This window comes from Parvibaculum sp., from assembly GCF_040882025.1.
Classification (GTDB): Bacteria; Pseudomonadota; Alphaproteobacteria; order Parvibaculales; family Parvibaculaceae; genus Parvibaculum.
The window spans coordinates 1-15,942 of sequence record NZ_JBBECC010000095.1 but is presented as its reverse complement, the minus strand read 5'-3'; the positions used below and the strand labels follow the sequence as shown (position 1 = coordinate 15,942).

At 62.9% G+C, this 15,942-nt stretch carries 14 protein-coding genes; 5 read left to right on the top strand and 9 right to left on the bottom strand.

What is annotated here, in order from left to right:
- The first annotated feature begins 74 nt into the window (after window positions 1-74).
- On the top strand, window positions 75-2,246 hold the full coding sequence (locus tag WEB61_RS06790; RefSeq protein ID WP_368063576.1) for an acylase: 2,172 nt from the start codon (window positions 75-77) through the stop codon (window positions 2,244-2,246).
- Between the two features lies 1 nt (window position 2,247).
- Here the strand turns inward: WEB61_RS06790 and WEB61_RS06785 are convergent, their stop codons facing one another.
- On the bottom strand, window positions 2,248-4,077 hold the full coding sequence (locus WEB61_RS06785) for a sensor histidine kinase (RefSeq protein ID WP_368063575.1): 1,830 nt from the start codon (window positions 4,075-4,077) through the stop codon (window positions 2,248-2,250).
- 233 nt (window positions 4,078-4,310) lie between these two features.
- On the opposite strand from WEB61_RS06785, the gene WEB61_RS06780 reads away from it, so the two are divergent.
- Together WEB61_RS06780 and WEB61_RS06775 are read left to right on the top strand one after the other, a co-directional pair.
- Window positions 4,311-5,537, top strand: coding sequence for a CaiB/BaiF CoA transferase family protein (locus WEB61_RS06780; protein WP_368063574.1), 1,227 nt, complete (start codon window positions 4,311-4,313; stop codon window positions 5,535-5,537).
- A 2-nt stretch (window positions 5,538-5,539) separates the two neighbouring features.
- Window positions 5,540-6,556 carry a D-cysteine desulfhydrase family protein gene (locus WEB61_RS06775; protein WP_368063573.1) on the top strand — a complete coding sequence of 339 codons (1,017 nt, stop codon included), beginning with the start codon at window positions 5,540-5,542 and terminating at the stop codon, window positions 6,554-6,556.
- On the opposite strand, the gene WEB61_RS06770 is transcribed toward WEB61_RS06775, so the two are convergent.
- A complete protein-coding gene (locus WEB61_RS06770; RefSeq protein WP_368063572.1) occupies window positions 6,553-7,980 on the bottom strand; it encodes a hypothetical protein in 1,428 nt (475 codons plus the stop codon). The genes WEB61_RS06775 and WEB61_RS06770 overlap by 4 nt on opposite strands.
- A gap of 272 nt (window positions 7,981-8,252) precedes the next feature.
- Between WEB61_RS06770 and WEB61_RS06765 the strand changes: the two genes are divergently transcribed.
- Window positions 8,253-8,459 (top strand): cold-shock protein, encoded by a 207-nt coding sequence (locus tag WEB61_RS06765; protein WP_368063571.1) that lies wholly within the window; start codon window positions 8,253-8,255, stop codon window positions 8,457-8,459.
- Window positions 8,460-8,570: 111 nt separating this feature from the next.
- The gene (locus WEB61_RS06760; protein ID WP_368063570.1) at window positions 8,571-9,938 is read left to right on the top strand and encodes a YihY/virulence factor BrkB family protein; all 1,368 of its coding nucleotides are present in this window, start codon (window positions 8,571-8,573) and stop codon (window positions 9,936-9,938) included.
- A 541-nt stretch (window positions 9,939-10,479) separates the two neighbouring features.
- Here the strand turns inward: WEB61_RS06760 and WEB61_RS06755 are convergent.
- From WEB61_RS06755 to WEB61_RS06725, 7 genes are all read right to left on the bottom strand, one after another.
- Entirely contained in the window at window positions 10,480-10,962 is a 483-nt protein-coding gene (locus tag WEB61_RS06755) for an RT0821/Lpp0805 family surface protein (RefSeq protein ID WP_368063569.1), read from the bottom strand.
- Window positions 10,963-11,073: 111 nt separating this feature from the next.
- A complete protein-coding gene (locus WEB61_RS06750; protein ID WP_368063568.1) occupies window positions 11,074-12,444 on the bottom strand; it encodes an ATP-binding protein in 1,371 nt (456 codons plus the stop codon).
- Window positions 12,434-13,105, bottom strand: a complete 672-nt coding sequence (locus WEB61_RS06745; RefSeq protein WP_368063567.1) for a response regulator — start codon at window positions 13,103-13,105, stop codon at window positions 12,434-12,436. Before WEB61_RS06745 ends, WEB61_RS06750 begins: the two co-directional genes overlap by 11 nt.
- Before the next feature lie 26 nt (window positions 13,106-13,131).
- Window positions 13,132-13,482, bottom strand: a complete 351-nt coding sequence (locus tag WEB61_RS06740; RefSeq protein WP_368063566.1) for a PepSY domain-containing protein — start codon at window positions 13,480-13,482, stop codon at window positions 13,132-13,134.
- A 73-nt stretch (window positions 13,483-13,555) separates the two neighbouring features.
- Window positions 13,556-14,227 carry a nitroreductase gene (locus WEB61_RS06735; protein WP_368063565.1) on the bottom strand — a complete coding sequence of 224 codons (672 nt, stop codon included), beginning with the start codon at window positions 14,225-14,227 and terminating at the stop codon, window positions 13,556-13,558.
- Between the two features lie 26 nt (window positions 14,228-14,253).
- Complete coding sequence (locus WEB61_RS06730) at window positions 14,254-15,285, bottom strand: acyl-CoA dehydrogenase family protein (RefSeq protein WP_368063564.1); 1,032 nt, start codon at window positions 15,283-15,285, stop codon at window positions 14,254-14,256.
- A 10-nt stretch (window positions 15,286-15,295) separates the two neighbouring features.
- The coding region (locus tag WEB61_RS06725; RefSeq protein ID WP_368063563.1) for an acyl-CoA dehydrogenase family protein at window positions 15,296-15,942 on the bottom strand (647 nt) is incomplete at its 5' end.

Below are 15,942 nucleotides of genomic sequence, written 5' to 3'. Positions count from 1 at the left end.
GGCGAACGGTGCCGGGCGGCTTTGCGGATCGCGGCCCGGCAGGTAGTCTCCGGCGCGAAGCGGAAAATCAAGAAATGGGGGAGCCGGTGTTGCGGATCGTCAAGACAGGGGGACTGGGTCTCATCGGCTTCTCAATGGCGGTACTGGCTGCCATTCTGGTCCGGGGCGCCGTCGAGAAGCCCGCTCCGGTCGACCCGGCGCCGCTGATCGCAAGCGCCGCCGATTATGACGCGGTCATTCGCCGCGACGATTGGGGTGTGCCGCATATCCTGGGCAAGACGGACGCCGATGCAGCCTTCGGCATCGGATTCGCCCATGCAGAGGACGATTACGCGACGATCGAGGAAGTCGCGATCGCAACGCGCGGACAGCTCGCTTCGGTCAAGGGCCAGCAGGCTGCCGTCAGCGACTATCTCGTTCATCTGATGCGCGTGTGGGAATCGATCGAGGCGCGCTATGAGAGCGAGCTCAGCCCGGAGGTCCGGCGCGTGGTGGAGGCCTATGCCGACGGTGTCAATTACTACGCAGCGCTTAATCCGGATCTGGTGACGCCGGGATTTCTGCCGCTGACCGGCAAGGATGTGGTCGCCGGATTCGCATTCAAGACGCCGTTTTTCTACGGGCTCGACAAGACGCTGACGGCAATTTTCGAAGGACGGATCGGCAAGGCGGGCGGCCTCTCCAAGGAAGGGGTCGATGCGTTCCTGCCGACGCGAACACCGCTCCCGATCGGCTCCAACGCCGTCGTTGTCAGTCCAGCGCGCGCGGCGGACGGTGCGACGCGGCTTCTTGTCAATTCGCATCAGCCGTTCACGGGGCCGGTCGCCTGGTGGGAAGCGGTCGTGCGCAGCGAGGAAGGCTGGCATGTGGCGGGTGGGTTTTTTCCCGGCACGCCTTTCATGCTGCACGGGCACAATCGACATCTTGGCTGGGCCAACACCGTCAACGAACCGGACCTCATCGACGTCTATGCGTTGACGATCAACCCGGATAACGAAGACCAGTATCTGCTTGACGGCGACTGGCGCGACTTCGAAAAGCAGGTCGCGAAAATTCGCGTCGATTTATGGGGGCCCTTCTGGTGGACCGCCAAACGCGACGTCCTCTTTTCCGAACATGGGCCGGTCCTGAAGACCGAGAACGGCACCTATGCCGTGCGTTACGCAGGGATGGGCGAAATCCGGCAGGTCGAACAATATTACGCGCTCAACAAGGCCACCCAACTCGGCGAGTGGATCGAGGCGATGAAGCTGCAGGCGCTGCCCAGCATCAACTATGTCTATGCCGACCGGCAGGGAAACATCGCCTATGTCTATAACGCGCAGTTTCCGGCACGCGAGGAAGGCCCCGACTGGTCGGGCGTTTTGCCGGGCGACGATTCACGCCTGATCTGGCAGGGCTATCTGCCGTTCGAGGCCGTGCCGAAACTTTTCAATCCCAATTCGGGTTATCTCTACAACGCCAACAACACACCCTTTCGCGCAACCGCTGCCAACGACAATCTGACGGCGGAGAATTTTCCGGCGTCTATGGGCATCCAAACGGACATGACCAACCGGGCGATGCGTGCCGAAGAAACCTGGGGCGCCGACCGTTCGATCACGAGCGAGGAATTCCGGACTTACAAATACGATCTCCGGTACAGCGACGGTTCCCGCATGGCAAAGCTGATCGAAGAGGTGCTGCAGGTTGAGCCCGGCGACGATACCGACCTTGCCGAGGCGCAGCGCATTCTCGCCAAATGGAACCGTGTGACCGACACGGAAAGTCGCGGCGCGTCGCTCGGCGTCCTGATGGCCGAACCGGTGGTACGTGCCGGCCTGTTGGGCCGCGAACCGCCGGCTGCACTCGATTCACTGCGCGATGCCATCGCCGCGCTGAAAACGCATCACGGCCGCCTTGATCCTTTGTGGGGCGATGTCAACAGGTTGAGACGCGGCAGCGTCGATATCGCGGTCGATGGCGGACCGGATACGTTGCGCGCAATTTATGGCGCGTTGCAGGAAGACGGCACGCTGACAGCCCGAGGCGGCGACACGTTGATCATGTTCGTGGAATGGGACCGTCAGGGACGACTGACCTCGGAAAGCATTCACCAGTTCGGTACCGCGACGCTGGATGAAAGCTCGCCGCATTATTCCGACCAGGCGCCGCCGTTTGCCGCCATGCAGACAAAGCCCGTGCGCTTCGAGGAGGAAGACCTGAAAGACCACATCGCGGAGAGTTACCGGCCCGGCGCGCGCTGAGCTAGATCGCCGCGCTCTCCTTCGGCGATGCGTCGCGACCGACAACGCGCGACAGGGGCAGATCGACATAAACCGTCGTCCCAACATCGGGTTCGCTCTGGATGGTGAGCGTGCCGTCGTGCAGCTCCGTCAAATGCTTGGCGAGCGGCAATCCGAGCCCCGTGCCCTCATGCGCGCGCGACAACGAGCCGTCGACCTGGGTGAAGGGCGTCAAGGCTCTTGGAATGTCGTGCTCGGCGATGCCGATCCCCTTGTCGATAACTGCAATGCGCAGGCTCTCGGCACAAACCTGCGCCTCGATTTTCACAGCGCTTCCGTCGGGACTGAATTTCACCGCGTTCGATACGAGGTTGATCAGTACCTGCTTTAATGCCCGCTCGTCCGCGACCAGGAAGATCGACGGCTTGGGCAGATTACATTCAATGGCGATGTTCGCCTGCTGGGCGCGATGACGTACAATGCGGGTTGCCGCCTCGACCATGTGGTCGAGTTCGGTTTCGTCCTCGTGCAGCGTGAACTGACCGGCCTCGATCTTCGACAAGTCGAGAATATCGTTGATGAGGCTCAGCAGATGAACACCGCTATTGTGGATGTCTTCGGCATATTCACGGTATCGCGGATTGCCGACCGGGCCGAAAAGTTCGCGCTCCAGCGCTTCCGAGAATCCGATAATGGCGTTTAGCGGCGTGCGCAGTTCGTGGCTCATATTGGCCAGGAATTCCGATTTCGAGCGACTTGCCGCCGTCGCCTGATCGCGCGCTTCACGCAGCGTCTCGGCTTCCTTGTGACGTGCGGTCACGTCCTGAATACCGATCAGCAGTGCCGGACGGCCGTGAAATTGAACCGTCGCGGCCGAAACCAGCGCCCAGATCAGCGTACCGTCGCGGCGTTTCAGGCGGAATTCGACCGGCACGCCCGCACGGCCACTGACCAGCAGGCGGTCGAGACGCGCGCCCAGATCTTCCTCGGAAAAAAAAGTTCGAACGTCGAAACCTTCGGCTTCGTCTTCGGAAATATCGAAAAGCTTCAGCGCCGCGATATTGGCCTGCACCAGACGATAGTCGACCGGATCGACCAGCGAAATGGGCAGCGGCGCGGCATAGAAAAGACTCTGGAAGCTTTCCTCGGTTGCGCGCACGGCCTGCTCGGCTTCGCGCCGCACCTCGACTTCGCGTTTCAACTGATCATAAAGCTCCTGCTGACGCATCAGCGTCAGGAAACCGCTGCGCCGCAACCGGTTGGCGGCACGTACCATTTCAACGCCAATGGCGTTGACTACCGCAACGAGCGCCGCGATCTGCCCGAGCGCGGCCGGCGACACATCCGCCAGCCACGGGCAGATGGCGACAAAAGCGATGCTCAGCGCCAGCGCATTCGTCAATGTCGACGGCAGCGCGGTCGGCATACTGATATAGAAGGCGAAGAGCACCACGACGACCGCAAGCAGGCTGGCAGCAAAATCGGCCTGGCCCAGAACCAGCGAGACGGGCGCGACGATCGCGACAAGAATCTGCGTCGACAGGGCGCAACGCATGAATTGCTTGTAGTCGTCATAGGTCGTGTACCGGTTGAGGGCAACGAGCAGGACGGCGAGGGTCGCCAGGCGGCCCGCAGTCAACGCGACGAAAGCCCAACCGAAGCCAATCAGAAGAAAGTCGAAGACGGCCCAGCCGACATAGATATAGACGGCAATCAGCACCGAGCGCAGGCGCGCCTGCGTTTCGGGCCAGCTCGCGCGCGCGTAAGCCGCCTCGAGTGCCGGATCGACGAACTCGCCGGTCCAGCGGAAGGCACGCTCGATCGCCGGCGCGACCGCGCCGGGTTCGGGCAAAGCTTCTCCTGCCGTGTCCTCGGACCCCCTCACGCGGCTCCCTTTCCCACAAATGTCCCTGTTCGACGCGTCTCCCCACCCGCCGAGTGGGGGTACAGTACGAGGCAAAGGCTAAATAAAAGGCAAAATTTTCCCCGGTGCTCTTCCTCAAGACCGGCGCGCAACCTATCGTTTTCGCGCCTGTCCATTGTGCGAAAACGAGACAGGACGAACGACAAGGAGGGGCAGGCGGCATGGCCGAGCAAAACGACGGCAATTCGCAGGGCATTCTGGCGGGCATACGCGTGCTCGATTTCGGCCGCTACATTGCCGGCCCCTACTGCGCCGCACTGCTGGGCGACATGGGCGCCGAGATCATCCGCATTGAAAAACGCGAAGGCAGCGAGGACCGCTTCGTACAGCCGATCGTGCCGGGCGCGGGCCCCGGCGAAGGCGGCGAAGGCGCGATGTTCCTGCAGATGAACCGGAACAAGAAAGGCCTCACGCTCGACCCGATGACGGAAACCGGCCGCGGCATCGTCCGGCGCCTCGTCGCAACCGCGGATGTGGTCGTTGCCAATCTGCCGCCCTCGACGCTGAAAGCGATGGGGCTCGATTACGAAAGCCTTGCCGCTGTGAAGCCCGATATCATCCTGACCACCGTTTCGGCATTCGGGCATGGTGGTCCCTATAGTGAGCGGACCGGTTTCGACGGCGTGGCACAGTCGATGGTCGGCGCGGCCTATCTGACCGGATACCCGGACGAACCGGTCAAGAGCTATGCGCCATGGGTCGATTTCGGCACCGCCTCCCTTTCTGCCTTCGGGACCATGGCGGCGCTGATGGAACGGCAGAAATCCGGCAAGGGACAGATCGTCGAAGGCGCATTGCTGTCGACGGCGCTCGCCTATTTCAACTTTCACCTGATCGAGCAGCAGTTGCGGCAAACCGATCGCGTCGCCATCGGCAACCGGTCGCCCTATGCGGGGCCGGCCGACATTGTGCGTACAAAGGATGGCTGGATTCTGGTGCAGGCCATCGGCGCGCCGCTGTTCAAGCGCTGGGCACGGTTGATGGGCGAAGATCACTGGCTCACCGATCCGCGCTTCAAGGACGACCTCGCGCGCGGCGACAATGGCGCGGTCCTGTCGGAACGCACGGCGCGCTGGGCAGAGACGCGAACGACCGAGGAGGCCCTTGCCGAACTCGAAAAAGCGCGCATCCCGGCCGGCCCCGTTTATACACCGCAACAGGCGCTCGACGACCGGCACATCCGCGAAATGGGTTATTTGCGGCCGCTCGACTTTCCGGGCTTGCCCGGTCCAGCGCCCATCATGGAAACACCGCTCCGGCTCTCGCGGACGCCGGCAACGATCCGCGAACGTGCGCCGGTTCTCGGGGAGCACACGGACAGCATCCTGACCGAACTCGGTTATTCGGCGGACGAGATCGCCTCGTTCCGCGCCGAGGGGGTTGTCTGATCGTGCCCGACCCGCTCAGCCGTTTTCCGCGTTTTCAGCTCGCCCATCTGCCGACGCCGCTCACGGAAATGGTGCGGCTGCGTGCGGCGCTGACGGAGCGCATGGAACCGCCGCCACCGCGCCTGTTCATCAAGCGCGACGATTGCACAGGGCTTGCCGGCGGCGGCAACAAGACTCGCAAACTCGAATTCCTTATCGGAGACGCGCTGGCGAAGGGCTGCGACACGGTGGTGACGACGGGTGCGCTGCAGTCGAACCATGCCCGGCAAACGGCAGCGGCAGCCGCAACGGCGGGACTTCGATGCGTGCTGGTCCTGTTCGACAGCGTGCCTTATGAAGGTCATGCCTATCGCGGATCTGGCAATTTGCTGCTCGACCGCATTCTCGGTGCCGACATCCGCATCGAACCGGCCGACGCCGACGCAGGCGCCGTTTTCGCGCGCGTCATGGCCGAGATCGAGGCCGGTGGCAGCAGACCCTATCTGGTGCCCGTCGGCGGGTCGAATGCTGTCGGGTCGCTCGGCTATGTCGGCGCCTATCTCGAAATCGCCGACGGGCTCGATGCCTTGCGCATCGGCGCCGCGCGGATCGTCCATGCCTCGTCGAGCGGCGGCACACAGGCGGGTCTCGTCACCGGACGTCAGCTGCGCGGTCGGGGCCCGTCGGTCACGGGCGTCAATGTTTATCGTTCCGATACCGACGCGATGGCCGCCAGCATCCACGCTCTGGCGTGCAAAACGGCGGCGCTGCTTGGAATTTCCGCGCCGGCCGCCGATGCGGTGACGCTGGATGGGCGATATCTCGGCGAACGCTACGGGATACCGACGGCGGAAATGCGGATGGCCGTCGAACTGGTCGCGAGACAGGAAGGCGTATTGCTCGATCCGGTTTATACCGGCAAAGGCATGGCCGGCTTTATTGCACAGGTTCTGGCCGGCGACCATGCCGATGTCGAGGCGCTTGTGTTCCTGCACACGGGGGGCATGCCGGGCCTCTTTGCCTATGACGGGGAATTCTAGCTCGCCGCTCGAAGCGCCACATCGGCCCGGCGGCGCAGCACTCCCGCAGACCGGTTCTCGCCGAGGGCCTCGCGAAAGCTCGCGGCAATTTCAATGAATGCTTCGGCGTTGGCGCGTGCCGTTCCGCTGGCGGTCCTCATCTCTTCCAGCAACCGATCTTCGTAAGTGTTGAGATAGGCCGTGATTTGCCCGCGGACGCTCCGGCAATGGCTTTGCGCACCGACCGCATCGCAAATCGGCGTCAATCCTTCGATAAACCGCAGGCAGGCGCTCATACGGGCGGTGCGCGCGGGATCGGGCGGGCTCGATATATCCGGGCGCAACGGTCCGCCACGTCCATATTGCCCGATCTGATGCAGCGGCAGGGCACGCGGCAAGTCGGTCTCGAAGCGTGCCATTTCCTGAGAGATCGCCGCCGAAAGACGGGCGCGAGCCCCCAGCAGGCGCTGCCCCCAATCGCCGTGACGCCGTAAATCGATTTCGGCGGTGAAGCCTTTCGACATGCGCGCGAAACGCCGTACTTCCTCGCGCAGATTGTCGAGATCGGTATGACCGGGACGCCTGCTTTCGGCGCCGCGGGCGATCCGATCCATATCCGCGAGCAGCAACTCGCCCAAGACAGCGAGTTCGCTCCGGCTGACCAGCATGTCGTTGCGATAATGGGCGACCTTTCGCGCAAGGCGAAGAATCTGCCAGGTTTCCGAAAGGCGCGCCATGGTGGCGAATGCTACATAGAGCGCGACGTCGGACGATTTTTCGCGCGCTTCATCGTAGAGTTCCTTGACGAGATTGACGTGTTCCTCATCGAAATCGCCAATCGCATTCGGCAACGCGGATTGCAGTTTCAGCATGATCGGCGCGATCGACAGGACGGCCGCTATCGCGCGCGCATCCTCGATACCGCCTTCGCCCCCAAGCCGGGCCTCGATCTCCCGGCGTCGCACGGCGTCGCGGCGCGCCTCGTCGAGGGCGGCAACAAGCGCGGCGGCAACCGCCGCATGCAACACCGACACCGACGCCTCGAGCGCGATACGGTCGTCTTTCAACGTGTGATCGACGATGCGGCGAGACATGTCCGGCAGCATGTCGGGCAGGAGCTCGGATTCGAGCCACCTCCACAAGGGTTCGATGACGCGGCGGGCAATCCGGCCCCGCCGGCGGTCGATCGACTGTTCGTCGGAAAGGAGATCTTCGAACGGCAGGCAGAGGCGGCGCAGCGGATCGGCCATGCCAGGTCGCCTGCCCCGGAAGGACGCCAGCAGCGGACGCAGGCCCGAGAGAATTGTTTCATAGGGAAGGCCAGCCGCGCCGCGCAGCTTTTCACGCTCGATGCCCGAAGCAAGCTTCAGCACGGCAGGCTGCGGCAACTGCGCCAGGTAGCTTGCCAGGCGCTGCGACAGCGATGCATTCGGTTCGTTGGCCATGGCGTCTCGGCTGAACTCGGCGGCCCCCATGCCGCTTTCTCGTTCAAATGTAGGGAACCATGCTTAAAATTTGGTTCCATATCGCCGTAAGTGACCGAATTTAGCCGTTTCTGTCTGCGAATTGAGCGTCAACAACATCGGCAAATCCGCCGTCCTTGGACCGGGATTTTCGTTGGCCGGAGCCAAATTTCGGTGATAGCGTTTTTGCTTGGACGCCGTTTTTCATGGCGGTATCCGTTCGTTCTATCTCTACATGAGGCAATCAACGCATTATGGCTAGCGGAGTCGTGAAGTGGTTTAACGCCACGAAGGGTTATGGATTCATCGCACCGGCCGACGGCGGCAAGGACGTATTTGTCCACATTTCCGCCGTCGAACAGGCCGGCCAGAAGACCCTGCAGGAAGGTCAGCAAATCCAGTATGAACTGGTCGAGGGGCGCAATGGACGCTTCTCCGCCGAAAATCTGGTATTCGGCTGATCCGGACCAGCATTTGTGCGGGCGGCAACGCCCGTACACGAAAAGACCAAGGCCCTCCCCTTCAAGGCGGAGGGCCTTTCGATTGCCGGGCCCGCCGTCTAGCATAAGCCCATGTTCGGCTCCGCTTCGCTCCTTGAGCGCCTCCATGCCCTATTATGGGACCAGTCTCTCGACGACCAGCCTTTCTGGCGGCGTACCGCGCTGTTGGCCGCCCGGATCGGATGGGCGGTTACGCGCGACCTTGCCGGCGGTGCATTGAGCCTGCGGGCCATGAGCCTTGTCTATACGACGCTGCTGGCGCTCGTGCCGGCTCTTGCCATCGCCTTTGCGATATTCCGCGCCTTCGGTTTCGACAGCTACATCGAGACCATAATGGCCGACTTCCTGTCGCCGCTCGGCGAGCAAGGTGCGGAGATCACGCAGCGGATGATGGAGTTCGTGCAACGCGTCAACGCCAATGTGCTCGGTACGGTGGGCTTCGCCTTTCTTCTCTACACGGTCATTTCGCTGATCAACAAGGTCGAGGCCGCGTTCAACAGCATCTGGCATGTCGAAGCCAATCGCTCGTTCGCCCGTCAGTTCACCGAAATCGTCAGCATGGGCATCTTGGGGCCGCTGATCGTGCTCACCGCCATCGGCATCATGGCCGGCGCAATTTCCAACGATTTCATCGGCGGCGTGGCCGAGTACTGGCTGGTCGTCTATATCGTCGAGCAGTCGAGCAAGCTTCTGCCCTTCGCGGTTCTGATCGCGGCCTTCGCTTTCGTCTACATGATGATCCCCAACACACGGGTCAAACTCGGTTCGGCGCTGGTGGGCGCGACCGTGGCCGGAATCGTCTGGGGCGCCGCCGGCTGGACTTTTGCCACCTTCGTCGTCAAGTCGGCGCAATATGTGGCGATCTACTCGGCCTTCGCCAGCCTCGTCTTTTTCATGATCTGGCTTTACGCCGCCTGGCTGATCCTGCTCGGCGGCTGCGCCATCGCCTTCTACTATCAGAACCGCACCTATCTCTCCGCACAAGGAGGCGTCAGCCCGCTGACGTTGCGCCAGCTCGATCGCATGGCCGTACAGGCGCTTTTGCTGATCCATGACGCCTTCGAACGCGCGCAGACACCATGGACCGAGGAAGCGCTGGCGCGGCGGCTTCACGTGCCGATGGAAGCAATGGGCGAGATCGCGGCGGCGCTGCGCAATGGCGGCCTTGTCACCTTCTCGGCGGGCAATCCGAGCCGCTTCGTGCCGACACGGCCGGCCGACAAGGCCCGCATCGCCGACATTCTGGCCGCCGTACGCGCGCAACGCTACAAGCGTCATGTCGCGGACGCAGCACTTGCGCGCGAACCGCGCGTGGACTCCTTTTTCGAGAAACTCTCGGCGCGGGAAGCCGAACTCGCCGATCCGACAACCATTGCATCGCTCCTGGCGGCGGACGACACCGCCCAGGCCACCGACAGCGCCGTGGCGGCAGGCCGTTAACTTCTTGATTCGATGTCAAAACGGCCCTAGGCAGAGGATCGGCGCGATGCCGTAAGCGGCGAAATATCGTGCCTCGAAATCTGGAAATGTCAGCAATGACGCGCTCTCGCGCCTACCCGATCCTGTGCGCGCAAACTCTTCGCATACATTTTCTTGACGCGCGCGATTTGAAGATTCACGCTCTTGATACTGGGTTCAACAATTGAAAGGAGGTGATCCGATGTCTAACGGTCTGGTGACGCCGTTTGCCATCGCCAAGTTTTCGATCTCGACAGAGGGTCGTGTGGCGAGGCAGGTAAGGTCGGAAACTTCCGGGGGCCTTTCTGCCTGAGCCTTTATCCTTCATCGCCGTACCGGGTTTTGGCGCGGCGACTCTGCAATCGAAATAGATGGACGCAAACGGGGCGGTCCAGAGACAAGACAAACTGACCGCGTCGCTGCCGTTTTGAACTGGCCGCCGTTTTCCTCTGGGAAAGCGGCGGCCTTTTCACATTCGGCATCAAACTGAAAAGATATTGTCTCACGAAGGCGGAACAGTGCCTCAGTTCACGATCTGCCAGCTGCCGTCGGGCTGACGGCAGGCGGTGCCGTAGGCCTGCTCGGCGCGCCCGCCGATATAGACGGTCTGACTGTATTCGCGGCAATAGCCCGAATTCGACTGATAGGACCGTTGCGGTTCGACATAACCGTAATTGCCGCTATCCGGATTGCGCCATTGCGTCGTCTGGCCGGTCTGGAACGCATTGTAGGAAGCGTTCTGAAGATACGCCTGGTCGGCGCGGTCGAGACTGCGGCCGATATTGTTGCCGACCAGCGCGCCGATCAGAACGCCTGCGCCCGTCGCCCAAAGCCGGCCCGAACCGCCGCCGATCTGCGAACCGGCAAGGCCGCCCGCGACGGCGCCGGCAAGCGTACCGAAGCCTTCCTTCGGGCCGCCGCCATAGCCATATCCGGGGCCGCCCGTCTGACAACCCGCCAGCGCCAGGGCCAGTATGCCCACGAGAAGAGTGCTCTTGATTTTCATAGCCGTACCCCATGTCCTGATTGGGTGATCCGATGATCATGAGGATAGAAAATCGTCCTTGAGCGGCGCCTGAATGCACCGTTCATCGGGCGTTCAGCTTGCGCGGTCGTTTCAGTCGGTCGAGGCCGGCAGATAGAGCTCGGCCCGCAAACCACCCATTTCCGATGTTTCGAGCCGCAATTCGCCGCCATAAAGTTCGGCAATCTCGGTGACGATGGAGAGGCCGAGGCCGGAGCCCGGTTTTGTCTCGTCGAGCCGCGCGCCGCGTTTCAGGACTGTTTGCCGTGCATCTTCCGGCAATCCCGGCCCGTCATCCTCCACGGCAAGCATGAAGAAGGTTCGACCCTTCCGCAGCAGGCCCGGCGTCACCCTCAACACGACACGCGATGCCGCCCATTTGCAGGCATTGTCGACAAGATTGCCGGCAACCTCCTCGAGATCCTGCGCCTCGCCGCGAAAACCGGTTGTCTCCGGACAATCGACCGCGAGAACGAGCCCTCGATCGGCATGGATACGTTCGAGCGCGCGGGAGATTCGCGTCAGGACCGGCGCGACCGGTGTGTTGACGCCGAGCACGTTGGCCGAGGCGGCCATGCGGGCGCGGGCCAGATGATGATCGATCTGTTCACGCATCTGCTCCGCTACGCGGCTCACGGTCTGGCCGAACGAATCCTTGTGCGTGCGGGCTTCGTTGGTCAGCACGCTCAACGGCGTCTTCAGCGCATGCGCCAGATTGCCGACATGGGTGCGGGCGCGCTCCAGCACTTCGCGATTGCCGTCAAGCAGCCGGTTGAGCTCGTCGGCCAGCGGTTCGATTTCCGAGGGGAATTCGCCCTCGAGCCGGGTCGCCCGCCCCGAGCGAATTTGCGCCAGCGCCAGACGCACCCTGTCGAGCGGCCGAAGACCGAAACGCACCTGAATCAACAGCGCGACGAGCAAACCGGCGCCCATCGCGGCCATCGCCATGAAAAGCCAGGTATTGAAGCCCTGTATTTCGACGTCGATTTCGCCGCGATCGCCGGCAACGGCAAAAGAAACCCGAATGTCGTAGCCCGGAAGCGCCACGCGCCGTTCGGCGACGCGCAGCCGCTGGTTCTCGGGGCCCAGGACGTCGAAGACCTTGAGGCCGAAATCGTTGCGTCCGGCGTCGCGCCCCGACGAAAGGTCAAGGGTCTGGTCGAAAAGCGAACGCGAACGCAGCGCGGTGCGCTCGGCGAGCGGCGACACCTGCCAGTACCAACCCGAGTAAGCGAGATCGAAGCGCGTCTCGGAAAGTTCGCGAATGCGCACAAGGTTGCCCGCAGCGTCGACTTCGGTGGTCGCGATCAAGCTGTCGAGCAACACATTGAGACGCGCGTCGAAGCTGCGCTCGACTGAGTTGCGGAAGATGGCGGAGAGGACCAGACCACCGACGACGAGGGCAACGGCACTCCACAGCGCCGCGCCCGCGACGAGGCGGAATGCGAGGCTGTCAGACCGCATCTTCCGGCGCCGTCAGCCTGTAGCCGAGACCGCGCACGGTCTCGATTACATCCTTGCCGAGCTTGCGGCGCAGGCGGCCCACAAAAACCTCGATGGTGTTCGAATCGCGGTCGAAATCCTGATCGTAGAGATGCTCGACGAGTTCGGTGCGCGAAATCACGCGATCGCGATGATGCATCATGTAGGCGAGAAGACGATATTCGAGCGAGGTCAGCTTGATCGCGCGGCCATCGACCGTCACGCGCGAGCTGCGTGTGTCGACGCGAACCGGTCCGCATTCGAGTTCGCTGGTCGCATGGCCCGAAGCGCGGCGTAGCAGCGCGCGAAGACGGGCGAGGACTTCTTCCATGAAAAAGGGCTTGGCCACATAGTCGTCGGCGCCGGCGTCGAAGCCCGCCACCTTGTCCGACCAGCGGTCGCGCGCCGTCAGGATCAGCACCGGCATGACGCGGCCGTCACGGCGCCATTTTTCGAGCACCGTCACGCCGTCCATTTCGGGAAGGCCGAGATCGAGCACGACGGCGTCATAGGGCTCGGTGTCGCCGAGGAAATGTCCTTCCTCGCCATCCTTGGCGCTGTCCACCGCATAGCCCGCCTCTTCCAGCGCGCCCACAAGTTGCCTGTTGAGATCGGGATCGTCCTCGACAACCAAAAGCCGCATACCCCTGTCTCCGCTCTCTCGGCCCGCTAACGGGCGCCCATGACCCGACCCGACGTGGCGTCGACCGACACCACGACGACCCGATTGTCCGGCGTTCTGATCTTCACATAGTAAGTCTGGCCCGCAAGACTCATATCGAGATAGTGACCCGGATAGCGCGACAGAGCTGCCTGTTTGGCCTGGCCCGGCGAGATCACCCGTCCCTCGCGCACCGCGTCGCGTGCGTTATCCTCGCGCCCCCAATATTGGGCCTCGATCAGAAGCTCCGCCGCAGGAGCCCGCCCGATCACCTGATCGGCGCGCGCCGGCCCGACCCCCATGAAAATGAGGATCGAAGCGGCGATCGTCAGGGCGACCCATGTGAATTTCTGCGTCATGCCCCCGGTCTTATGCCATCCCGACTGAACCCGCGATGAACGGGCGTTCCGGTTTCCGGTCAGAATTCGCCACTCAGAAACCGCTGAAGGTGGTGAATTCCTCGAGCGGCGCACGATCCGTGCGCAACTGGTTAATGGGCGCCGCCTCATCCATGTAGCCGAGCCCCATGCCGCAGAAGAGCATAAGCTCTTCCGGTATCCCGACAAACTCCCCGACCGTCTTGTACCAGATCGCCCAGGCTTCCTGCGGGCAGGTGTGGAGTCCGTGTTCGCGCGCCGCCAGCATTACCGACTGGATGAACATGCCGAGGTCGGACCATTGACCGAGGCCCATCTGCCGGTCGATGGCGAAGAACAGCGCCACGGGCGCGTCGAAGAGGCGGAAGTTGCGCGAGAATTGCTGGAGGCGCCCCGCCTTGTCCTCGCGCGTCACACCGATGGTCGCATACATGTCCTCGCCGCATTTGAAGCGCCGGGCTTTGTAAGGCTCGGTGAGGCCTTTCGGATAGATGTCATATTCGGTGCCTTCGCCGAACGGGTTTTCCTTCTGCTTTTCCGCAACGATGGCAAGAAATTCCTTCAGCCTGTCGCCGGTCACCACATAGACGTGCCATGGCTGCAGGTTGCCGCCCGAAGGCGCATATTTCGCTTCTTCGAGAACTTGCCGCACGGTCGCTTCGGGCACCGGCTTGTCGAGAAAGGCGCGGCAAGTGATACGGCTCTTCAGCGCTTCGGAGACTTTCATCGGCTTGCTCTCTTCGGTTGCAAAATCTATCGCGCCGTCACATGCGGCCAGAGCGCGTCGGCGCCGCGCGAGATCGTCTCGCGGCCGAGACTTTCGGCCCATTCGGCGCCGGCGCCAAACTCGGCGCGCCACGACCAGAGCCGCCGCGTCGCGAAATGAAGCCCGTGCTCATAGGTAAAGCCGATCGCGCCATGCACCTGATGCGCGATCGAGGTTGCGATGCTCGAGGCATCGTCGGCACGGATTTTCGCGACCGCGATTTCGAACGCCGCATCCTCCTTGCGCCGCGTGGCCTGCGCACAGGCATGGTCGGCGGCAATGCCGGTCGCGGCGGCCTGCGTCGCCAGCACGGCGAGCTGCTGCTGGATCGCCTGGAACTTGCCGATGGGTTTGCCGAATTGCGTGCGCTCATTGGCATAAGCAACTGTCTGCGCCGCCAGATAGTCGAGCGCGCCGGCCATCTGACAGGCCCGCGCCAGCGCGCCGTAAAGCCGCAACGCATTCTCCGGCAGCGTGACGGCGGCGGTTGTCGCAGTCGCGGCCTTCAGCGTCACCGTGTCGCGCGGCTCGCGCGCCACGTTGATGTCGGGCGCAATGACGGCGCCCTCGAAAGGCACAAGCACCATTGTCGGTCCCGCGCCGCCCTCGACCAGCGCGACACCATGTGCCGCCTGCCGGCCCCACGGCACGCGCCGGGCGATCCCTGAGAACTCGCTGCCATCGAGCGTGAAGTCGCCTTCCATGACCGTCAGAACGCCGTCGGGCGCGGCGATGCCGGCTTCGGCCAGCAGCCAATGGGCCAGCACCGCTTCGGCGAGCGGCAGCGGCGTGACGTGGCGCCCCGCCGCCTTCAGCACAATCGCCGCATCTGCCCATGTGCCGCCCGCGCCGCCGTGGCTCTCCGGGGCCAACACACGGGTCAACCCGTTCGCTTCGAGCTCGTTCCACAAGACGTCGGGCCAGATGCCGTCCTCGGCGCTCTGGATCAGGTTCTTCGTCACGCGCTCGGCCAGCAGGCCGTTGACGCTGTCGGAGAGGATCGTCTGCAACTCGTTCATGTCCCGCTCCTCACCGAAGCCCGAGCCCGCGGGCGATGATGCCGCGCAGAATTTCGCGCGTGCCGCCTCTGAGCGAGAACGATGGTGTCGTCTGCGTCAGATAGCCAAGCACCTGTTCGTAGTCGCTGCCCACGCCGATGGTCGGTTCGATGCCGAGCAGTTCATGTGCGCGCACCGGCATGTCCTGTTCGAAGATCGCGCCGAGATCCTTCACCACCGAGGCTTCGAGGGCCGGGTTCTCGCCCTTGTCGAGCATGCCGGCCACCGAAAGCGACATCTGCCGGAGCGTCACCAGATGCGCGACAAGGCGGCCGATTTCGCGTGCGCCGTGCGCACCGCCCTCTTTCTCGAGTTCGCGGATCATCTCGACCATCAGGACGAAGCTCGAAAGATAACGCTCCGGCCCCGAACGTTCGAAGGCGAGTTCCGCCGTCACCTGGTTCCAGCCGCCGCCTTCGGTGCCGACCATCATGTCGTCGGGCACGAACGCGTCCTGAAATACCACTTCGTTGAAATGCGCCTTGCCGGCGAGATCCTTGATCGGGCGGATCGTGATGCCTTCGGTCGTTTTCAGGTCGACCAGAAATTGCGTCAGACCGGCATGCTTGTTCTGCGGATCGAGATGGGTGCGGAAAAGGCCGATCATGTAATGTGCGG